Source organism: Lentilactobacillus sp. TOM.63, from assembly GCF_030361045.1.
GTDB classification, from domain to species: Bacteria; Bacillota; Bacilli; order Lactobacillales; family Lactobacillaceae; genus Lentilactobacillus; species Lentilactobacillus dabitei.
This window is the reverse complement of record NZ_JAUCAP010000001.1, coordinates 23183-41997: the sequence shown is the minus strand read 5'-3', so window position 1 is coordinate 41997 and position 18815 is coordinate 23183. Positions and strand designations below refer to the sequence as shown.

The 18815-nt window shown below is 42.1% G+C and carries 26 protein-coding genes and 1 pseudogene; 12 read left to right on the top strand and 15 right to left on the bottom strand.

Annotation, left to right across the window (positions count from 1 at the left end; all coding sequences use genetic code 11):
- The first annotated feature begins 5 nt into the window (after nt 1–5).
- Complete coding sequence (locus tag QUF07_RS00230) at nt 6–1397, top strand: hypothetical protein (protein WP_249778558.1); 1392 nt, start codon at nt 6–8, stop codon at nt 1395–1397.
- 40 nt (nt 1398–1437) lie between these two features.
- Nucleotides 1438–1821: a type II toxin-antitoxin system HicB family antitoxin gene (locus tag QUF07_RS00225; RefSeq protein ID WP_217161475.1), complete on the top strand. Its 384-nt coding sequence runs from the start codon at nt 1438–1440 to the stop codon at nt 1819–1821.
- Nucleotides 1822–1877: 56 nt separating this feature from the next.
- Here the strand turns inward: QUF07_RS00225 and QUF07_RS00220 are convergent, their stop codons facing one another.
- Entirely contained in the window at nt 1878–2432 is a 555-nt protein-coding gene (locus QUF07_RS00220) for a GNAT family N-acetyltransferase (RefSeq protein ID WP_217161477.1), read from the bottom strand.
- A gap of 217 nt (nt 2433–2649) precedes the next feature.
- Here QUF07_RS00220 and rpmG point away from each other — a divergent pair, with 217 nt between their 5' ends.
- From rpmG to QUF07_RS00200, 4 genes are all read left to right on the top strand, one after another.
- Nucleotides 2650–2799, top strand: coding sequence for a 50S ribosomal protein L33 (gene rpmG / locus QUF07_RS00215; protein ID WP_217161479.1), 150 nt, complete (start codon nt 2650–2652; stop codon nt 2797–2799).
- Nucleotides 2800–2815: 16 nt separating this feature from the next.
- On the top strand, nt 2816–3085 hold the full coding sequence (gene rpsN / locus QUF07_RS00210; protein ID WP_289426548.1) for a 30S ribosomal protein S14: 270 nt from the start codon (nt 2816–2818) through the stop codon (nt 3083–3085).
- 32 nt (nt 3086–3117) lie between these two features.
- Entirely contained in the window at nt 3118–3243 is a 126-nt protein-coding gene (locus QUF07_RS00205) for a putative metal homeostasis protein (RefSeq protein WP_217161484.1), read from the top strand.
- A gap of 612 nt (nt 3244–3855) precedes the next feature.
- Nucleotides 3856–4191 (top strand): DUF5626 family protein, encoded by a 336-nt coding sequence (locus QUF07_RS00200; protein ID WP_217161488.1) that lies wholly within the window; start codon nt 3856–3858, stop codon nt 4189–4191.
- On the opposite strand, the gene QUF07_RS00195 is transcribed toward QUF07_RS00200, so the two are convergent.
- Nucleotides 4184–4705 carry a helix-turn-helix domain-containing protein gene (locus QUF07_RS00195; protein WP_289426547.1) on the bottom strand — a complete coding sequence of 174 codons (522 nt, stop codon included), beginning with the start codon at nt 4703–4705 and terminating at the stop codon, nt 4184–4186. The two genes, QUF07_RS00200 and QUF07_RS00195, sit on opposite strands and share 8 nt — an antisense overlap.
- 596 nt (nt 4706–5301) lie before the next feature.
- On the opposite strand from QUF07_RS00195, the gene QUF07_RS00190 reads away from it, so the two are divergent.
- Complete coding sequence (locus QUF07_RS00190; RefSeq protein ID WP_289426546.1) at nt 5302–5577, top strand: hypothetical protein; 276 nt, start codon at nt 5302–5304, stop codon at nt 5575–5577.
- A gap of 32 nt (nt 5578–5609) precedes the next feature.
- On the opposite strand, the gene QUF07_RS00185 is transcribed toward QUF07_RS00190, so the two are convergent.
- Entirely contained in the window at nt 5610–6182 is a 573-nt protein-coding gene (locus tag QUF07_RS00185; protein WP_289426545.1) for a helix-turn-helix transcriptional regulator, read from the bottom strand.
- 162 nt (nt 6183–6344) lie between these two features.
- Here QUF07_RS00185 and QUF07_RS00180 point away from each other — a divergent pair, with 162 nt between their 5' ends.
- Nucleotides 6345–6701, top strand: coding sequence for a DUF6483 family protein (locus QUF07_RS00180; protein ID WP_289426544.1), 357 nt, complete (start codon nt 6345–6347; stop codon nt 6699–6701).
- A 101-nt stretch (nt 6702–6802) separates the two neighbouring features.
- On the opposite strand, the gene QUF07_RS00175 is transcribed toward QUF07_RS00180, so the two are convergent.
- Genes QUF07_RS00175 through QUF07_RS00145 form a run of 7 tightly spaced genes read right to left on the bottom strand, consistent with a single transcriptional unit; the run spans nt 6803 to nt 8619 of the window.
- Nucleotides 6803–7105: a hypothetical protein gene (locus tag QUF07_RS00175; protein WP_217161493.1), complete on the bottom strand. Its 303-nt coding sequence runs from the start codon at nt 7103–7105 to the stop codon at nt 6803–6805.
- A gap of 14 nt (nt 7106–7119) precedes the next feature.
- The gene (locus tag QUF07_RS00170; RefSeq protein WP_217341510.1) at nt 7120–7455 is read right to left on the bottom strand and encodes a hypothetical protein; all 336 of its coding nucleotides are present in this window, start codon (nt 7453–7455) and stop codon (nt 7120–7122) included.
- A 13-nt stretch (nt 7456–7468) separates the two neighbouring features.
- Nucleotides 7469–7696 (bottom strand): hypothetical protein, encoded by a 228-nt coding sequence (locus tag QUF07_RS00165; protein ID WP_217161495.1) that lies wholly within the window; start codon nt 7694–7696, stop codon nt 7469–7471.
- Nucleotides 7680–7883, bottom strand: a complete 204-nt coding sequence (locus QUF07_RS00160) for a hypothetical protein (RefSeq protein ID WP_217161497.1) — start codon at nt 7881–7883, stop codon at nt 7680–7682. Before QUF07_RS00160 ends, QUF07_RS00165 begins: the two co-directional genes overlap by 17 nt.
- 9 nt (nt 7884–7892) lie before the next feature.
- A complete protein-coding gene (locus QUF07_RS00155; protein ID WP_217341511.1) occupies nt 7893–8177 on the bottom strand; it encodes a hypothetical protein in 285 nt (94 codons plus the stop codon).
- Nucleotides 8140–8418 (bottom strand): hypothetical protein, encoded by a 279-nt coding sequence (locus QUF07_RS00150; protein WP_217341512.1) that lies wholly within the window; start codon nt 8416–8418, stop codon nt 8140–8142. Before QUF07_RS00150 ends, QUF07_RS00155 begins: the two co-directional genes overlap by 38 nt.
- Before the next feature lie 18 nt (nt 8419–8436).
- The gene (locus QUF07_RS00145) at nt 8437–8619 is read right to left on the bottom strand and encodes a hypothetical protein (protein WP_217341513.1); all 183 of its coding nucleotides are present in this window, start codon (nt 8617–8619) and stop codon (nt 8437–8439) included.
- Between the two features lie 283 nt (nt 8620–8902).
- On the opposite strand from QUF07_RS00145, the gene QUF07_RS00140 reads away from it, so the two are divergent.
- The gene (locus QUF07_RS00140; RefSeq protein WP_217341514.1) at nt 8903–9505 is read left to right on the top strand and encodes an SAP domain-containing protein; all 603 of its coding nucleotides are present in this window, start codon (nt 8903–8905) and stop codon (nt 9503–9505) included.
- 389 nt (nt 9506–9894) lie between these two features.
- On the opposite strand, the gene QUF07_RS00135 is transcribed toward QUF07_RS00140, so the two are convergent.
- The 4 genes and pseudogenes from QUF07_RS00135 to QUF07_RS00120 form a co-directional block, all read right to left on the bottom strand.
- Nucleotides 9895–11469 (bottom strand): ABC transporter permease family protein, encoded by a 1575-nt coding sequence (locus QUF07_RS00135; RefSeq protein WP_289426543.1) that lies wholly within the window; start codon nt 11467–11469, stop codon nt 9895–9897.
- Complete coding sequence (locus QUF07_RS00130; protein ID WP_289426542.1) at nt 11462–12229, bottom strand: ABC transporter ATP-binding protein; 768 nt, start codon at nt 12227–12229, stop codon at nt 11462–11464. The genes QUF07_RS00135 and QUF07_RS00130 overlap by 8 nt, the downstream gene beginning before the upstream one ends.
- Before the next feature lie 327 nt (nt 12230–12556).
- Nucleotides 12557–13375: a D-alanyl-D-alanine carboxypeptidase gene (locus QUF07_RS00125; protein ID WP_217161509.1), complete on the bottom strand. Its 819-nt coding sequence runs from the start codon at nt 13373–13375 to the stop codon at nt 12557–12559.
- A 26-nt stretch (nt 13376–13401) separates the two neighbouring features.
- A pseudogene (locus QUF07_RS00120) lies at nt 13402–14594 on the bottom strand (ATP-binding protein).
- A gap of 382 nt (nt 14595–14976) precedes the next feature.
- On the opposite strand from QUF07_RS00120, the gene QUF07_RS00115 reads away from it, so the two are divergent.
- The 3 genes from QUF07_RS00115 to QUF07_RS00105 all read left to right on the top strand — a co-directional run bounded on the left by QUF07_RS00115 (nt 14977) and on the right by QUF07_RS00105 (nt 17318).
- A complete protein-coding gene (locus QUF07_RS00115) occupies nt 14977–15600 on the top strand; it encodes a helix-turn-helix transcriptional regulator (RefSeq protein WP_289426541.1) in 624 nt (207 codons plus the stop codon).
- 95 nt (nt 15601–15695) lie between these two features.
- On the top strand, nt 15696–16010 hold the full coding sequence (locus QUF07_RS00110; protein ID WP_217161514.1) for a rhodanese-like domain-containing protein: 315 nt from the start codon (nt 15696–15698) through the stop codon (nt 16008–16010).
- A 132-nt stretch (nt 16011–16142) separates the two neighbouring features.
- Nucleotides 16143–17318 carry a CPBP family intramembrane glutamic endopeptidase gene (locus tag QUF07_RS00105; RefSeq protein ID WP_249778559.1) on the top strand — a complete coding sequence of 392 codons (1176 nt, stop codon included), beginning with the start codon at nt 16143–16145 and terminating at the stop codon, nt 17316–17318.
- Between the two features lie 105 nt (nt 17319–17423).
- Here QUF07_RS00105 and QUF07_RS00100 read toward each other — a convergent pair whose 3' ends face one another.
- The gene (locus QUF07_RS00100; RefSeq protein ID WP_217161516.1) at nt 17424–18812 is read right to left on the bottom strand and encodes a class II fumarate hydratase; all 1389 of its coding nucleotides are present in this window, start codon (nt 18810–18812) and stop codon (nt 17424–17426) included.
- Nucleotides 18813–18815 lie beyond the last annotated feature (3 nt).

Below are 18815 nucleotides of genomic sequence, written 5' to 3'. Positions count from 1 at the left end.
TCGTCATGATTAAGATGATTTGGTTGCAATTTAAATATTCTTGGAGAGCCTGGTTAGGTGCAGGAGTTGTGTTTGTGATCGCCAGTATTTTGATGGGGATGAGCCTGACCGGATTGATTACGTTTGCGATGATGAATCAAGCGGTATTAGGGCCACACAACCCAACACCAGTCTTTATTTTCCCGGCAATCTTTGGGTTGATGACGTTATTTATGGCATTAAGCGGCGTGGTCCGGTTGGTAGTTCAAAGCCTGAGTCGCGAGTACGTTCAGTGGGAAATTCTGGGGACTAACCCACGGCAATTATCGATGATTATTGGTGGCCAGGTTGGCATTGTTGGTGCCATTAGCGGCGTCGTTGGTTATCTGATTTCGGTTCCCGCAATTCAGTCGTTTTACGCTTGGGCGCAAGGGCTGACCGGCAAAGCTTGGTTTCCAGATGGACATCTTACATTCTCGTGGTTAGCGTTTTTGGCCACTGTATTATCAATTGCCATTATTAGTGGTGGGGCGGGGTTTGCCCATTCCCACAAATTATTTGCGAATGCCCGTAATGAGATTCTTAAGTTCAAACAAAGCAGTAATCGACCTTACTCGTGGCTTCGATTGGCAGTTGTGATCATTTCTGGTGTCTTTCTGCTATTAGGATTTCGAAGTTCCTTAACCATCACCCCTTTAATCCGCACCACAATTCGGCACGGGTATCATCTAGAAGCGGTTGCCCAATACGTTGGTCCAGTCATGGAAATCATGTTTTGGGGGATTGTCTTCTTCGTTGCAATTACGCCAATTATCCTGCCTTGGGTAATTAAAGGCTGGACAACTTTACTGCCAAGGAAACGAGTCGCCACCACGAATTTGGCTTATCGCAACACGCTGTTAAATCGGTCTTATGCAGCGTCACTGATTGGTCCACTGTTCGGTGGCTCATTTCTGTTAACGGGGATGACTTACCTGACGATGACTTTTCCGGGAAACGGGAATAAAAACCAATTTATTGATGCGATTCTCTCATTTGCCTTTTATTTAGGGGCGCCAATGATTATTATTTTGGCCAATGTGCTCACCATCACCATGATTGTCAGTAAGCAACAAGCTAATGACTTAGATTTAATGTCATTATTGGGATTCACTCCAGCCGGTCTATTCGTCGAGCGCGTTTGGGAAAGCGTGATCTATTCAGGCACTTTCCTAATTTGTGCCGTGGTGGGCAATTTGCCATTGTATTTAACTGTGAAACAAATTGTGATCAATACCCAAAACACCCGCCAGTTATCGATCGCTTCCACGTGGTATTGGCCAATGTGGTTATTTATTGCGATGCTCGTTTTCATTGTGGCAGTGAATGCTTGGCAAGTGAGGCGGTTTGCTAGGAGAAGTCGCCGCATTGTGGCATAGTTAATGCTGAGGTGAAATTATGAATTTAGGAGAACCGTCTATGAAGTCAGATATCGTGATTTATCCCGTCGTGTTAGTCGAAGATGCAAGCCATTATTTTGTTGAAGCTCCCGATTTTCCTAATGGCTTTACCCAAGGAGATAACATGATCGATGCAATTAAAATGGCGATGGACCTAATCGGTAACTTATTACAAGATAAAATAAACTACCCGAAGCCTTCAGAAATTAGGACTATTAGGCTGAAAGCTAATGAGCAGGTTGTTTATGTTTCAGTTGATCTTACGGAATTTAGAATGCAACATCCAGAAGTGACGAAGATTACTGTTAAGATTCCAGCATACTTGGATCAGTTGGCTCGTGAGCATGAGCTGAATCTGTCACAAGTAACAACAAGTGTTTTGAAAGCTAAGTTTGGTTGTTAAAGAAGGGTTCTTGAGCAGAGTTTTGTTCAAGAACCGTTTTAAAGTCGATAATTTAATTAAAATAATTTTGTGCGTTCGTGCCATTCTGTCCTCAAAACGCCGTACTTCACTGAATCGTAATACCGCCCCTGCCAGAACCTGACCTGACGAATGCGACCCTCGAGCTTCATGCCTACCTTATCACCAAGGGCGATCATCCGTTGATTGCCAGACCAAGTGGTAAAGCCGAGATGTGGTAAGTTGGTGACCTGATTAAAAAGGTGGCTGATCCAGAGTTGGAGGGCGATTTGACCAATGTGTTTGCCCCATAAGTCATCTCGATAAATAACAATGCCCACTTCCAGCCATCGTTTTAAGCGACCGTCTTCAAAATAAGCTGAAACAGAGCCAACTATTTCATCATTAAATGTAATTACCCAGTGAAAATCATTATGAAGCCATTTTTTAGGGCCAATGGTCGTGATAAATTTAGCTTGAGAAGGCAGTTGATCATGAAAGTAGGGTCCATTCCACTTGGTCCATTCAGCATGGGGATTGCTAAAAGCCAATTGCCAAAAGGACTGCAATTCATTAGATTGTAAAGGACGGATTTTAATTTCACTAGTTTCCATGAGGTCACCTTCAAATTTTTCCTTTAGTATAGTGTATCGGTTATCGGATGGCAAAACGAAAACTTAGGTTGTTTAATAACTTTGGGACAAAGCAGAAATGTTTTGTCCTATTTTTTATCTAAATGCCCTTGACATAAATTCTGATCGTGGCATAATTGTAAAACGTAATGATTACTGTTTAAACAAAAATGTAAAAATGGAAGGAGAGGTGGTTGGCATGAGAAAAAATATTGTTCTGGAATGCGTTGAGACCAAAGAGCGAATTTACTTGACCAGCAAGAACCTAACTAACAATCCAGATCGACTCGAACTCAAGAAGTATTCACCAAAATTACGCCGAAAGGCACTTTTTCGAGAAGTTAAATAATTAGGAGGAATGAGTAGTGGCAAAAAAGTCTAAAATTGCAAAAGCAGAAAAACAAAAGCAGTTGATTGCCAAGTACGCGGTATTGAGACGTGAATTAAAGGCAAAGGGCGACTATGAAGCCTTGCGCAAGTTACCTAAGGATTCCAACCCGAACCGGCTTCGCAACCGAGATCATCTAGATGGTCGTCCCCGAGGTTACATGCGCAAGTTTGATATGTCGCGATTGAACTTTAGAAAGTATGCCCACCTTGGTCAAATTCCTGGCGTTCACAAGGCCAGCTGGTAATCGACGACAATCTAATTCATAAGGAGAAAGCAATGGAAAAGCAAGATTTAGCAAGTGCCTACCGGCGACTAAAAAGTCCGAACATCAAGACTCGCAAACGGGCATTGAAGATCATTAAGGAAGTTAAAACGCAAAAGCGCCGTTCCAACCTTGATTAATGGCGGTTTAGAACTAAATAGTGATGACAACTGGGTTAGACAAATGAGCGGTCATTTGTTATTAACCCAGTTTTTGTCGAAATATGTTTAAGCAATAGCTAGTTGAACGCACAAAAAATAATCAAAAGCCCAATTGCTTGACTTGATATAAGATAATTCATAAACTGACATCAAATTATACTTATCGGAAACTAGGATTTTCGTCATGTAAACCAGAAATTGGATAACGTAAACTAATGGTTTCTTGGCTTGAAACCGACAGGTGATACGATAGAAGTAAAGTTTGTTAAGCGATAATGTTTCACAATTAGCTAACACCATTGCTTATTGACGTTACATGCTTAAAGAAGGGTGATTGCCATGAATTTGAAACGAATTTTCTTTTCAATTATATTCGGAATTTTGAACATTACGGCACTCCTACTTTTAATGAGTCCAATCATGGCAATTTTTAATCGTCAGTTCCAAGAGAGCGATTTGTATCAGATTATTCTGGTGGTGACCATCACGTTGGTTCTTGATGTCGGAACGTTTCAACAGATTCAAAACTGAGTCAGTTTGCGCAAACTGGTTAATTGCGGTATCTTTAAAGGCAACAATTAGATTGAGGAGATGGATCACATTAAAAAGCTGATTATTGCCGCAGGCTGCTTTATGTTAGTGATGTGTGCAGAGCTTCACGTCAATGCGGCGACCTATCGAGTTTCGCACGTATCCGCCCTGTCTTGGGAAGCCAAGTATGACGTTACCACTCACGGCAATCGGATTACGGATGTTTCTCATGTGAAGGCGAAAGGGTTAGTGGGGTCAATCGTCAAAAAGTACGTTTCCCAACCCGCCAACAATAAAGTGACGTTACATATGACAAGAAAAGTCGGCAACGTTGTCTATCGCACATACTTGAAGACGAAGGTTGCCGACCATAAAATTCACGTGACCGCTAATTAATTTTGTATATTTTCGTTCCAGATGGATGAATCCAATTATCACTGATAATCACGTAAACGCTAATTAAACTAATTAAGATGACAACAGCCGAAACCACAATAATTGTTTTGTGGAGGCTGTTGTATTTGTTATTCCGCCAAAGCACGTACATTGGCAGAAAAATCCCTACTATTGGTACCAGTGCGGACACCAACGAGAGGATGAGGAGGATAATGCCCTCATCGTTATTTTGATAAAGTTCCATTGATACCGGTTTAGGTTTGTCGTCTCCCATGGGGATGGTTTGCTGTTCCTGAATTTCCTGTTTAAGTTGGTTATTTTTTTGGAGCAGCTGATCCGTTGAAGTTTGATAGATTCGACTTAATGAGACGAGGTTGTCAATGTCTGGGTAGCCACGGCCATTTTCCCATTTAGAGATTGACTGACGGGAGATATGTAGGATGGTTGCGACTTCGTTTTGCGATAACCCGCGATTGATGCGGGCTTTTTTGAGTTGTCTGGCTAAATCCTCCATGTAAATCCCACCTTTCTAAATTCTTCTATATACAATATAGCATTTATTAATAAGTTTTCGAAGAAAAAATTAGATCGCAAACGTAAACCGGATGTAAACCAAGAAGTTCTTTTGTTGGGTTTCCGATTATGATAAGGTTAAAACATTAATTGAATAGAGAAGGGAGGCTAATTTGGTGCTTTGGCTGTTGGTGATTGTGACCCTTGTTGCCGCATTGGTTGGTTTACTGGTAAAGGTGCGTTTTAAGCTTAATCAATTGTCAGTTAAGGGATACTTGCCGTTTTTAATTCTGTCTTCGTCGATTTGTTTAACAATATATATCATCTCGATTCTTCAGCAAAATACATATTGAAGAGGTGGTTTGGATGTTTCCAAAAATTAAGATGACAAAGGGGATCATGATTAGCCTGATTGCCTATGGCATGTTTGTAATCTTGTTATTGATGAGTGCGGTTGGGAAATAGTTCTTTCAACCGCCCATTCATTTAACGTTTAGCGTCTCGCTTGGTTCGTTGATCGACCCAGTCGTGGTTTTGGGCAAGTTGGTCCTCGTTTATTTAGTGGTCTCGCTTATCCCCATAAGATGGATCCTGGTGGTGCCGACATTCTTATTCTATCCAGTTGTTTTGATGGACTTACTGGGGTCAATCATCTTTTTAATAAATGGTAATATTGGCGGCTTGCTGGCAGGACTGTTGCAAATGATCACATTTGCCATGATTCTGTACTTCCTATCGAAGATAACCCTGCGAACCATTCACAATAATCAGTACAGCAAAAGTAGTCATTACGTGATCAGGTGGGTTCGAGCATTAAAGATGTCAATTCCTGAATATTCGCAGCCACTGCTGTTTTGGATGGTTATCCACTAGCTGGCTTTAGCATTTGTTCAAACTAAATAGCCTTAAAAGGACCAACCGAGCAGATAGATCCCGATTAATAGGGTTAGGATAAGTCCAACGACAGCACCAAGCAGCGCCGAGAAAATGATGACAACGGTGCGTTGCTTGGTGCCTGTTTGATTCGGAGCAACCTCACCGGTCTTTAAGTAGTGTAGGATTTGCTGGTAAGTGTTGAGCTCAAAATTTCTGGTTTTGGTGGTTAAGGTAATCGACAGGACAACCCCCAACGGCGCAAAAACAGCGACCAACATCATTGCAATGCCAGCTGGCAACCACCGCATACTTATTAACGAAAGATAGGTGAACAGGACACAAATCAGGATACCGAAAATTTGCCACTGGATGCCACGTTTCAAGAGCTTGCCCCGCATGGATTGAATGTCCCCATTTACTAGATCATCTAATGACACCCCATATAAGTCACAAAGTAATTGGAGACTTTGAATGTCGGGATAGGTGCGCCCATTTTCCCAGTGGGAGACGGTTTGCCTTGAAACGTGGATTTTGTTAGCAACATCAGTTTGGGTGAAACCAAATTGTTTCCGCAAATGAATTAATTGGTTTGTGACATACATGCAAACCTCAGCTCCTTAGTTTCTGGTTGGTTCTCGATTCGAATTATTCGGGTGGTAAAAGCCGTTTACAATTCTCATATCGTTAGTCGGACCACTTCTAATCCTTATCTTATCATGATATCTTGGTGACAAGCATGGATAGGTAGGATGAGGAGTGATCTTATGCAGGAAGATGAAGACTTTTTAACTCGACAAATTCGGGCAATTGGACAGGGACTGGGCGTGGCCATTAGTGGTAAGAATGGTGGGCCAAACCAGATTGTGTTTCCAAAAAAGCAGGCCGAACAATTACCTCATCAGGCTGATTTAAAAAAGCTGATTGCTGACCACCAGTATGGAGAAGCTGCGGAACGCTTATCCCGATTAGAATTTGCGATTCCTCACGAAAGCTACTTTAAGCTTAGTTTGTGGTTTTTCACCCAGCTTAATCAACTAAGTGATGATCAACTGCGACAAGGTGGTTATTCGAAGACGCTGATTTTAATCCACTTGCAATCCATAAAGCGGCAAGGGCAATAAAACGGCAAGGACAATAAAACGGCAAGGACAATAAAACAATCTAAGGATAGCTCTGGCTGAACGTTTACACGTTGCCAGTCGAAGTTACCCTTAGATTGTTTTTAGACCCAGGCATTTTCAAAGCGGCCTTCTTTTCGTAAGGCGTCGATTAATTGGCTTGCCATGTCCTCTGCCTGATCCTCACCCAAATTGGGTTTAATACTGATTAATTCTTGGGAAAGTTCGAAGGCTTCGACGGTGAGTGCTAATGAGTCCTTCAAAGTTAGGTATTGATAAAGGTCTCGGATTTGTTCGTTTGTAAATTCGTAGTTCAAAAAGATGAGGGAACTCACTTTAATGTTGAGTTGACCACAAACTTCGTTAAGGACATCTAGCAGTAAAGACTTTTTTGTATAGCTTTCCATAAGGAAATCCTCCGTTAAAGGTGAAAGAGTGCGCTGACGACAAACAGGGCAATGGTGCATAGAATAAATATCGTAAAAGTACTCAGTAAAACACTGACGATGATCCCCACCCGATGGTTGACCAACCAGGCATTTAGCACATCAATAAAACCTATAAATGCGATTCCGGCAACTGAGAAACCCAAGTTCCGCGTTTGAGAGAATATGATCAAAATTAATGCGATAATGATTAGCGACCAGCAAAGTACCGATAGTCGAAGCGAAAGGGGGCCAATTTTGATGCTTTGTTGGTTAAGCACGGCTTGACGATAATTATCGGCGTGCTGCCTTAGAGAACGATTTACTTTCATCAGTGTGGCCTCCTTATTTAAGAAACCGGTTAACAATCCGCCAACCAATGTAGCCACCAGCTAGCGCTTCACAACCGACTTCAACGAACGTTAATAAATAAAATAACGGTGTTTGCCGAACGGTTCCTTTGTAGTAATCACAAAAGAAGGCGATTGTTAGCAATAAGATGACGAGAAAAACAACCAAGAAGCGATGGGACTTTTCAGCTGCGCGATGGCGACGACTATTTGCTCTTTTCATCCCGTTGGGACCTCCAGAATTCGTAAAAGATAAACAACCAGTAAAGCACTGGCAGAGAAATAACGATCCAACTGACCACGTTGTTGGCAGAAATAGTCCAATTCAAGGCGACAATCCAAGCAATTAAGGCCAAGGTACCGATTGGATGGGTTTTAAATTCAATTAGGAAACGACGCAGTTTAGTCATGATACCGCCTTATTTATGATAATAGTCCTTTTTGCCGATTTCGTAATTTAGCCAGTAAAAAAATAACGCGACCAAAAAGATTACCAACCAACAGGCTAATAGGGTGAGCAAAATGACGCCAAAAATCATGAAGTGATGGTTGCGAACAGCCTGGATGATCATTTGGATAAAGCCAACTAAACTGTTTGATTTATGGAATAGCCAATCAATTGGCATAAAGATAATATTGACAGCAACCACAACTGCAAACCACGTATTAGCGGCTCGGGTGCTTTTCCTGGCTACTTGTTTCATGATGGGGATCCTCCTTAGCGGCCTTTTTGTGACGCTGCCATAGATCTAGGAATATACAAACACTATCAGCAATGGCAGCAAGCCCACAGATGAAGCTCAAAATAATTGACAGTGGGGCGATATGAAGATAGGTGCTGACTAATACAATTGGAATGCAGCTTAACCAGATCCAGCCGAAGATTCCGCTAATCTTGGTGTATTTGGTTGGGCGTTTGGTGATGGGATCTTCCCAGAGTTTCATACGACAGCTCCAATAATGCTAACTGTTTTCGAATGAATCGGTAATATGAATCGCAATCAGTGAAAATATGATAATGGTGGTGGCGGTTAGAAGTGGCGCTTCTGCTGGAAATAAATGAAGCCAAACTTGGCTGAGCCCCCAACTCATAATTGCGAAAACAAACGAAATGGCAAATATGATCCAAAATAGGTGCTTCTTCAAGATGTGAAATGCTCCTTTGAGGTCAAGAAATAATCATAGTATATTTTGACGATAGCATATCAACGATTACTGAACAAGAAGCCAGTAGTTTACATAGGAGAAATCGGAAACCAGTTGCCCCGGTTTCCAATTAGAGGTTATCGATTCAGAAGCTGATAGTCATTCTGCAACCCCTTCTTCGGTTAAAGATAATTACTAACAGCATATCCCATTTTAGGTAATTGGCAATACCTGCTGACGAAAAGAGTATAATTAAGAAAAAGCGATTGCTGTTGGAGGGTATATGAAACTCACTTTAGCAAAATTTAAGGCTAACTATTATTACAAAACTGACTTAATCAAGTTATGTCGAAAATATGGACTGCCCACTTATGGGACTAAAGCAGAATTAAATCACTATATCCTGCAGTACTTATCTGGAATCCCCAAGCGCGATATTCACCAAATTCGGAAACACAACCAACGGCAGCACTTGACCCAAGCAGACATTTCACTGGCGACACCGCTTGTCGGTTCAGGGTTTGTGTTTGATGATGAGGCAAGAAAGTTCTTCGCTAACTATTTTGGGGTGGCAAAGTTCTCGTTTAAAAAGAAGATGGCCGTGATCAAACGTCAGGCTGAAGCAGAGAATGATTTGACAATGACGGTTGGCGATCTTATTCGAGAATATCAGCGAAACGATGATCTGGTCAATCAGACAAAGGAAGAAAAGACCTATCAGTGGAATAACTTTGTGAAGGATTTTTGCGCGGATCCCGCCAGTCAGCAATTCCCAAATAAAATGAAAGTTGCTGCGATTCTCTGGGGTCGGGTTAAGCGGTCAATGGGGCCGAAAGAATATCACCATCAACTGCTCAGTGAGTATGTAAGTGATAATCGGTCATAAGTAGCGCTTAATATTGGCTGAGTGTTCAAGTTTACATTTCAAGATTTCCATGATATATTGATGTTGCAAAGAAATCATGTCAATAAGAACACCAAAGCCCTTAACAGTGACTGGCCAGTTAACTGTTAAGGGCTTTTTTGTGGGCTGATTATCGCCTATTCGCTTTACTTGCGATGCTTGTGACTCAGCCAGTCAACAAACCACGCGGTGATCAATGCTACCGCAAGTGGGGCAAGGAAATCATGAATCAATAAGAACACCTCCTAACTGACGCTAGGTAGGCGACCTTAATAGTATACCAAGTTTATAAAATTGAATGTATGAAAATAATGAACTTAGAAGATGTATAGTCTATATCAGAACCATTATAACTTTAGCATGGGTCAGACCTACAAAGCCAAGCTCACCTTCTGCCAATAACGATAGTAATGCCACAACATAGCAACTGATGGGATAGCAATCACGATCAACGCCACGGCATTGATAATCATTGGTGCGTAAGCGTGAACCAGCAAAATGTAGGCGGCAATTAAACTAGCGCCGACGACGATCGAGCCAAAGGTCACCAAGCCAATTAGCATATTGCCAACGCCTCGGTTAAATAATTGGGTCGCATTGGTCCATGTTAAGTCCAGCAAGCGCCAGTCGCGGGTAAAGTTGTACGAACTTGCCAGAATATTACCAAGAATGACGCCGAGGGCGAGTGTCAAAATATCAAGCCAGGCCAATTTGGTTAAAAGGCCAAGTCCCACTGATAGAACAACCAAGACGGCTCCTTGGAGGCAGGTAATCAGCTTAAATTTCAACCAAAGATAGCTTTTAAACTCGATGGGCAATGATTTAATGAATGCCAAATTTTGGCGGTCTAGGGAAATGAAAATGCCAGCTAACGAACCTTGATTGATAGCCATAATGGCGACAACAATTCCGGCTAAGAAGGTTACGCCAGCATCTTGAGCCGTTAATTCTGACAAATTCAATCCATCTTGAAAGACAAAAATCAGGGTAAAGATACAAACTGGGAAAATGGTCATCGAAAACGACTGCATGAGCAAGGTTGGATTCCCTAAGAGGCCCAAATTATAACGAATGAATTGGCGGTTCATACCAGTTCCCTGATGAGATTTTCGTTTTGGTTTGCGAACCTGTTGAACATTTTCCCCGCTGAGCACTTTTGGTAACAGCACCTTTTGCATAAACAAGCCCAATATCACAACGATTACGAGCATAATTGCAATGGTGATGAGACTTTCCATCCTCAATGGGTCGGCAACTGTTTGGTGAAGTTGCGCGAATCCGGGGATGATGAATGAATTGGTTGATCGGCTGTCATCACCAGTGTTCATGACGAAGATGGCCGCAAACATCGCAATCATTGATAAGCCAGTCATCAAAAAAGTCATTAATTTTTGGTGGCTTCGATAGACTTTGGTTTGCGCAAAACTGAAAATCCCAACGGAACAAATTAAGAACAGGCAAAGATAAAACAGGATGAATATGAAGGTGCCGACTAGGATACTAATGCCGATAAAGCGGCCTGAATGAACACCACCCATCACAAAGAGGATCCACGTTGGCAGTTCCATTGGCAAAATGATCAAAACGACAATCGAAAACTTGGCAATGAACACTGCCCATTGATTTAACGGTAATGGTAGATAATCTTTGAGATCCTTACTTTCAAAGAAGACGTTATCAAGCGCTGTGATGGTTTGTCCCAAGCCAAGAACCGTAAACAAGGCAAGTAGATTAGTGAAAATACCCACATTTTGATACAAATTGGCAACGAGCATGGTGCTGCCAAAAATCAGTATGAAAAGGACACCAATTAAGCCATATTGCAACATCAGCGAGCGGTATAGGGTACCACCGCTCTTGCCCTTCTCCCGTTGGCGCCGAGTAAGCTGGGGATTTGCGTATAGCAGGTTGACCTTCATGAGCTGCCATAACTGGTGATTAATCATTGTGATCGCTCCCCTCAAGATCGTTAACCGTCTGCTGGTCAGCGGCCCTGCCAGCCATCTTGAGGTAAATGGTTTCAAGGGTGGCATTTGGCATCGTACTGAGCAGGTGCTTAACCGAGCCATTATAAATGAGGTCACCGTGGCGAAGAATTGCTAAGTCGTCACAAAGTTCCTGAGCGGTTGCCAAAACGTGGGTTGAAAAGACCACGGTCTTGCCTTTAGCAGCGTGTTTTCGCATGAGTTGTTTGAGGCCGTAAATGGCTTGAGGATCCAAACCGGTCATGGGTTCGTCCAACACCCAAATGTCTGGGTCGGGAAGTAGGGCGCCAATGACGATGGCCTTTTGACGCATGCCATGGGAAAAATCACCGATTGGCGAATCAGCGTGGGCAGTCATGTCAAATAGATCAGTCAGCTCGGATTGTCGTTTGGCCCGCAACTCTTTTGGAATTTGGTAAGCTGATGCGATCAGGTCCCAATAATCGTTAGCAGTGAGTTCCAGAAAAATATCAGGGGAGTCTGGGACGTAACCGATTCGTTTCTTAATTGCCAAGCGGTGGTCGGCCAAACTGATTCCATCAACATTAATGGTGCCTGAAGTTGGTTCGATAACACTAACCAAGCTTTTGAGCGTTGTCGATTTACCAGCACCGTTATGGCCAAGAAAGCCGAAAATTTTGCCATCGGGAATTGTTAAGGATAAATCTCTTAGGGCTACGGTTGAATTGTAAACTTTTTGCAGGTGGTTAAATTCGATCATGGGTGAGTCTCCTTTTCAACAACGAGTGGTTTCTAAAACAGGATACTGTCCCCCGAATAATGATCATTAGCTCCTCAGAATTTTGCTGGTGGATCTCTGGATGGTTTAGAAATCAGTAATAATACTATCAGACGATTGTGTGGTTTGTCGAATCCAATCTGGTAGGAAAGTCCTTCTTGCTAAGCAGAATGTACACCGAAAGTTCCCCGAATACAATGAGTTTGTGGGCTAAGATTTTGAGACAACTGTTAAAGATGGGCTGTGAGACTAAATTTGGTTATCAATAAAGTGTAAATTCAAGATACTAAAAGAAGAAATCAAAATGACTTATTTCGGCTGAGCAAGCACTAGCGCGTAATTATTCTGGATAGTCGTATAGCTGATCGTACTTGGGTAACCAGACTTATCAACTGAAGTTGCAGCGCCGTCATTGATGTAAATACCAACATGGTAGCCCTGACTTATTAAGTTACCTAATTTTTTGCTTGTATATCCTTTAGCTGCAAGCATTCTTTTGACGATAGCTGCTTTACTGGCGTTACTTGCTGCTGGTGACATTAAATAATCATGAACCGTCGTTTTATGAGTAATTAAGCCTTCGGTTGCAGTTCCCTGAATTTTCCCTAAGTCAATGACGTTTTTATAATCGTTGATTTGATTGTTGGCAGCTTGTTGAGATAATCGCAAACTAACTTGTGCATCGGGAATTAGCTTAAGTAATGCTCTAGTTAACTTTTGTGATTTATCGGTGTTTAAATAGTTTGTGTAGTCTTTATTGGAACTAAACCCGTTGATATCTTTGACAACTGCCGGGGTAAGATAACGATTCCAGACATAACCTTGAGCCTTACCGCCGAAGTTACTAATTTTATAATAGACCCGGCTTTTATGAACGAAAGACCGGGTTACATACCAAGTTGTGTATTGATAATGCTTTAAATTATGCAACTTTTTAGTGAAATGATAATTCCAAATATAAGCATTCTTCTTGGTGTTTGTATAGTAGATTGCTGCATCGGACTTTCCAGAACTCCAAGTGTATTTGTTAGTTGATGACCAAGCGTGTGATGTGACTTGTTGCGATCCTAGGCCAATGCCAAAGGCCAGTAAAATAATCGATAAAATTTTAATTTTTCTATTATGCATGATTAGGTCTCCCTTCAATGCGTATATTAATAATCTTTCAGTAACCAATCAACAATATTGATGATTGGGATGCCATCGATTTCCTTAAATTCGTAGTAGTGCTGGGTGATAACCAGTTTGCGGTAATTATCTTTAATATTAAGAAGGTTATCAGTTTCGTGGGTATTGTGCGGGATCTCATAAGTCACTTGGATATACAAGACTTCATCTATTTTTCTAGCAACAAAATCAACTTCTTTGGTGTTCAGTTTGCCAACGTTCACAGTGTAACCCCGACGAATTAATTCCAGATATACGATATTTTCCAACTGACCGCCATAATTTCCAGGGCGCCGGCCGGTCGCATTCCGCCTTAATCCCGCATCCACAATATAGTACTTTCCACTTGTTCTTAGATACTCACGCCCACGAATATCATATTGACGGGCGCGGTAAAAGAGAAAGGCGTTTTCCAGTAGTGATAAATAGCGTTCGACGGTGTGATTACTTGTCTTAATACCCTTGCTAGAAAGCGTTCTGGCAACTTTAGCCGGTTGAATAAGCTGACCAACATTATCTGAGAGGAACGCTACTAACGATTTTAGGATATCGGTGTCTCGGACGTTAGCTCGCATTGAAACATCGTTCAAAATAATGGTGTCGTATATTCCTGATAAAATTGTATCTTTAATTTGGTTATCTGCTAATACGACTGAGGGAAAACCGCCATACTGTTCATATTCATTAAAGGCTGAATCAACTTTTCGGGAGTCGGGGTCGATCTCCTTGGCCTGCAAGAATTCTTTAAAAGAAAATGGGTAAATTGGAATTTCTACATAACGGCCACTGAGGAGGGTTGCTAGTTCCCCAGAAAGCATATGGGCATTTGACCCTGTTAACACGATGTCACTGTTATAGCTTACCCGGACGGCATTGATGACGCGTTGCCAGCCGTCCACCATTTGGATTTCATCTAAAAGCAGATAGGTGCGAACGTTTTTATCTAATCGATTTGCGAGTAACGTTTGCAGTTGATCAGCTGTTTGAACTTTTAGTAGAGAAAAATCTTCAAAATTGAAATAGACGATATTTTTTCCGGAATTCCCTGTGATATGAGATAATCCCGGTAAAGCATCAAAAGGACGGATTTACCAGCACGACGAACACCAGTGATTATTTTAATGTTTTCGTTATCTTTGAACTGAATCAATTTTTTTAAGTAGGTTGGGCGTTGAATCATACGAAATCATCTCCTGTGGAAATATAGTTCTATTATAGATGGGTTGGTAAAAATATGGAAGTATACTTCCATATAATATAAATTTGGTGATAAAAGGAAGCATACTTCTATTTCTGAAATCACATGTGCAAAGAATGCGTAACCGTGTGTAAAGAATGTGTAAATAGTGGCTAAAATCCAGTATTGGCTTGAAGTAGCTGATAATTACGTGTATAAAATATTTTAGAGGTCAGATCGATAACTACCAGTTTTCGGTTTTCAATCATCTTAAATCATACATATATTTCAATTTATAATCACTGAATTCACTAGCCATTGTGTTGATGCTAGCATGAATAGCTTGCCGTCCGGACGGGTTAGCATTACCTTAAGGAGGATCACGATGATCGAACCGTATTTTGCACAACAATTAAAAGTCAGAAGGAGTGAGGCCGCTCTTACACAACAAGAACTGGCAGACAAATTACATGTTTCACGGAAAACAATCTCCAGTTGGGAAACTGGCCGGAATCGACCAGATATTGACACATTAAAACAATTGGCGGCCATTTTTCAAATCTCACTGGATGATTTGTTGGGCAATAATGGCGTTGTAAAGGTACCTGTCAAGCCTAAGGCGATAGGTCAGCACAGGTCGTCAGTGATGATTATTAATGCTTTGATTTTGGTAATTATTGTGGAACGAATTACGCAGCTTTCAACCACCCAAGGCTTAATGTGGATGAATTTGCTGTTGCTGGCAACGATTGGCTTGCGGGTGTTGATCTCTAAGCGCGGCGGGTGGATTGTCAAATCTCAATTAGCTTTTATTATGGCTGAAATGACGATTGGATTTTTGGCACTGATTAGTGGCTGGCTGCATGCCTTTCACATGGGCTTTGGCTTTTACACGACCTGTTGCGTTGTTGGTTGGGTCATGTTGATTGACGTTGCTATTCAACTGAAATGCCGGGTTCGTAATCGGTCCTGGTCGAATGATAATGAGACTGTTTCCAGGGAAAAGTGATTTTGCCAACGATAGATATTTCTATCAAAACCTTTAAAAAGCTTCCACAGATGTTAAAGTGTGATTGATCTATTAATTTGGAAGAAGGAACAATCATGCTATTTTTAAAATTCAAACAGATTTCAACCGCTGAATTGCAGAAAGAATCACCGACGGCGCCAACGATTGTCGATGTTCGTGAAGAAAACGAATTTCAAACCGGGCACATTCCAGGCGCCAAGAACTGGCCGTTATCCCAAATTACCCGTGGCATCGATGAACCAGACTATCCCCAACCTTGGTACCTCATCTGCCATTCAGGCCGTAGAAGTAAAATGGCTGCTAAAATTTTGAGTAAATCCGGCTATCACGTTATTAACGTCAAAGGTGGGATGAACGCTTGGCAGGGTGCGGTTACGAAAGCCAATTAGCCAGGTGTAGCTAAAATGAGATTAATTTGAGGTCTCAAGCGGTCTGGTCATTTGGGCCGGTTTTAGTTTGGTCGGGGCTATTCTTCAGTTGGAATTCGGCAAACATCATCCAAAGAAATTGAGGAACCCATTATGAAACAGAAATCGCTTTTATTGATCTTTAAGGCGGAGTGCCTATTGATCGCAGTCATTGTTACGACGTTATATTTACTGAAACTAGATTATTTAACACTTCACGCTAGTACGCTAATTCCTGTTGGCATCAACTTGTTGGCAGGTAGCTTGTTGATGGGGGCCGATCATAATCAATGGTTGACGTTCATTAATAACGTGTTAAAGCTATTATTAGTTTGCTTGTTTCCCTTTTCGTTAGGCCTCGCCCTTTGTCTGCTGGGATCACCATTAGTTATTAAGCTGGCAGTTTCTAACTGGTTGGTCGTGGTAATTGGGCTGATCTTATTTGGCATCATGTTGTCTCCTTTCTTGAAGGTCGTTTTGTATTCACTTCGGAGAATTGGCTGGCAAATCGCTGGGATGGTTATCTTGATGGTCACGTTTTATTTGGCCGCGTTTAATTCGCAATTTTTAAACTTTCCGGTTAATCAAGGTAATCCCGTTTTATGGTTATCATATTTTGGCTCCTTTGGCATTGCGATTGATGGGATGAATCGATGGGACTACCGGTTCCCTCGATTCCGAATTAATTCAACCGTCAATTATTGGTGGCTGGGATTGGCAGTGGCAACTGCCCTTTTAAATCTAGGGATGACGGCTGGCAGTTGGGTACGATTGTTTACGAAGTTCCAACTCGTTTTGAGCTCCCATTCACTCATCTTTATTGCCGCAACCATTATTTGGGTTGGCATTAAAGAAGAACTTATCTTTAGGTACCTATTTCTCTGGCCATTGTTGACTGTTAAAGGTCAATCGAATCGAAGAAGGATTGTGTGGGCCACTTTAATAAGTTCCGGCGCATTTGGCTTGTTTCATGCCTCAAACCTATTGAGTGGTCAGGGGTTGCTTCCAACCTTGTTGCAAATCTTTGCCGCCTTTGGGATTGGGATGCTGTTTAGCGTTATTACGTTATATACTGGCACAATTTGGATTGGCATCACGCTACATGCCATGATTGATTTAATTGGGTATCCGATGACGAGCGCCGGCGTGTTTGCTGGGGGGATGTCACCATATATGGTCGAATTTATTATCATCACCCGAATCATCGAGCTTATCGTTGTCTTTCTTATTTTGAAGAATCAAAAGAATCAGGCGGCATTTGCACAAACCCTGCAACGGATTCGCAAATAGACGCACCAAGAGAATTGACTTAAATATATTTATGTAATTGAAAACCGCAATCGTTTCCTTAATTAGGAATGATTGCGGTTTTCGTTTGCTCATAAAATCAAATTATTATGAATCTTTTCGATCAATATTCGTCATATCAAGTGGCTTCATCCAGTCATCAAAATCACTTGCATTCACATAGCCTAATTTGATGGCAGCCGTTTTCAGTTTGGTGCCATCTTGGTGAGCCAACTGAGCGATTTCAGCGGCCTTGTGATAGCCAATGTGTGGCGATAATGCGGTGACGGTCATCAATGAATTGTCGACCAAGTCTTGCATGCGATCGGCGTTAACGGTAATACCGGCTACCAACTTATCCGTGAAGTTGTGAATAATGCCGGTTAATAGCGTGGTTGATTCAAGAAAGCTAAAGATAATCACTGGTTTGTAGACATTCATTTCAAAATTCCCCTGACTGGCTGCAACTTCGATTGTCGTGTCGTTACCCATCACCCGGGTGGCGGCCATCGTAATGGCTTCAGCTTGGGTCGGATTAACCTTGCCGGGCATAATCGAGGAACCGGGTTCGTTGGCAGGGATGGTCAACTCACCATAGCCGGCTCGCGGACCACTGGCTAAGAAGCGGATATCGTTGGCGATTTTTAATAGGTCAGCCGCGAGGGTTCGAATGGCGCCGTGAGTAACCGACAACCCAGAATGACTGCTCAACCCGAAGAACTTGTTTTGCGTTCTAAATGGCAGTGAATATTCAGCTGTTAAAGTTTTGACCATTTCGATGTCAAAGCCGGGTAAGGTATTCAAACCAGTTCCCACCGCAGTACCACCGATTGGCAATTCCAACAAGGTATCACTGGTTTCTTGAATATAATGAAGATCGTGTTTCAGGGCACTCACCCAGCCGCTGATTTCTTGGCCAAACGTCAACGGCGTGGCATCTTGAAGATGTGTCCGCCCAATTTTGACGACCTGCCAGTATTGTTTTTGTTTCTGTTGCAAAGTCGCAATCAGGTGTTCGACTTCCGGCTTCAACTTGGTTAGCGCCTGGCTGGCAGAAATATTCATAGCTGTTGGGAAAGTGTCATTGGAACTCTGGGAATGGTTAACGTCATCGTTGGGCAGAATTTCAATATCCGAATTAAGCTGTTTACACAGGTTCGCGATGACTTCATTAACGTTCATGTTGGTTTGCGTTCCAGACCCCGTTTGAAAAACGTGCAACGGAAAATCGGCCATGAGGTCATGATCAGCCAACGAGAGCAATTGGCGGCAAGCTTGTTCAATCAAGGCAGTCTTTTGGGTTGGCAGACCATTCTGCTTTTCGTTTACAGTTGCGGCGGCCAGCTTGATATTAATCAGTGAACGAATTAATTGAACTGGCATGATGGGCCCAGTTGGAAAGTTATTTCGGCTCCGTTCGGTTTGCGGTCCCCATAATGCATCTTTGGGGACTTTTACTTGTCCCAAGGTATCTGCTTCAATTCGATATTCAGTCATGAC

Bases quoted from the DNA above. Each gene is read 5' to 3' on its own strand.
- QUF07_RS00230 (WP_249778558.1), top strand. From the start codon at position 6: ATGATTAAGATGATTTGGTTGCAATTTAAATATTCTTGGAGAGCCTGG.
- QUF07_RS00225 (WP_217161475.1), top strand. From the start codon at position 1,438: ATGAAGTCAGATATCGTGATTTATCCCGTCGTGTTAGTCGAAGATGCA.
- QUF07_RS00220 (WP_217161477.1), bottom strand. From the start codon at position 2,432: ATGGAAACTAGTGAAATTAAAATCCGTCCTTTACAATCTAATGAATTG.
- rpmG (WP_217161479.1), top strand. From the start codon at position 2,650: ATGAGAAAAAATATTGTTCTGGAATGCGTTGAGACCAAAGAGCGAATT.
- QUF07_RS00205 (WP_217161484.1), top strand. From the start codon at position 3,118: ATGGAAAAGCAAGATTTAGCAAGTGCCTACCGGCGACTAAAAAGTCCG.
- QUF07_RS00200 (WP_217161488.1), top strand. From the start codon at position 3,856: ATGGATCACATTAAAAAGCTGATTATTGCCGCAGGCTGCTTTATGTTA.
- QUF07_RS00195 (WP_289426547.1), bottom strand. From the start codon at position 4,705: ATGGAGGATTTAGCCAGACAACTCAAAAAAGCCCGCATCAATCGCGGG.
- QUF07_RS00185 (WP_289426545.1), bottom strand. From the start codon at position 6,182: ATGTATGTCACAAACCAATTAATTCATTTGCGGAAACAATTTGGTTTC.
- QUF07_RS00180 (WP_289426544.1), top strand. From the start codon at position 6,345: ATGCAGGAAGATGAAGACTTTTTAACTCGACAAATTCGGGCAATTGGA.
- QUF07_RS00175 (WP_217161493.1), bottom strand. From the start codon at position 7,105: ATGGAAAGCTATACAAAAAAGTCTTTACTGCTAGATGTCCTTAACGAA.
- QUF07_RS00170 (WP_217341510.1), bottom strand. From the start codon at position 7,455: ATGAAAGTAAATCGTTCTCTAAGGCAGCACGCCGATAATTATCGTCAA.
- QUF07_RS00165 (WP_217161495.1), bottom strand. From the start codon at position 7,696: ATGAAAAGAGCAAATAGTCGTCGCCATCGCGCAGCTGAAAAGTCCCAT.
- QUF07_RS00160 (WP_217161497.1), bottom strand. From the start codon at position 7,883: ATGACTAAACTGCGTCGTTTCCTAATTGAATTTAAAACCCATCCAATC.
- QUF07_RS00155 (WP_217341511.1), bottom strand. From the start codon at position 8,177: ATGAAACAAGTAGCCAGGAAAAGCACCCGAGCCGCTAATACGTGGTTT.
- QUF07_RS00150 (WP_217341512.1), bottom strand. From the start codon at position 8,418: ATGAAACTCTGGGAAGATCCCATCACCAAACGCCCAACCAAATACACC.
- QUF07_RS00140 (WP_217341514.1), top strand. From the start codon at position 8,903: ATGAAACTCACTTTAGCAAAATTTAAGGCTAACTATTATTACAAAACT.
- QUF07_RS00135 (WP_289426543.1), bottom strand. From the start codon at position 11,469: ATGATTAATCACCAGTTATGGCAGCTCATGAAGGTCAACCTGCTATAC.
- QUF07_RS00130 (WP_289426542.1), bottom strand. From the start codon at position 12,229: ATGATCGAATTTAACCACCTGCAAAAAGTTTACAATTCAACCGTAGCC.
- QUF07_RS00125 (WP_217161509.1), bottom strand. From the start codon at position 13,375: ATGCATAATAGAAAAATTAAAATTTTATCGATTATTTTACTGGCCTTT.
- QUF07_RS00115 (WP_289426541.1), top strand. From the start codon at position 14,977: ATGATCGAACCGTATTTTGCACAACAATTAAAAGTCAGAAGGAGTGAG.
- QUF07_RS00110 (WP_217161514.1), top strand. From the start codon at position 15,696: ATGCTATTTTTAAAATTCAAACAGATTTCAACCGCTGAATTGCAGAAA.
- QUF07_RS00105 (WP_249778559.1), top strand. From the start codon at position 16,143: ATGAAACAGAAATCGCTTTTATTGATCTTTAAGGCGGAGTGCCTATTG.
- QUF07_RS00100 (WP_217161516.1), bottom strand. From the start codon at position 18,812: ATGACTGAATATCGAATTGAAGCAGATACCTTGGGACAAGTAAAAGTC.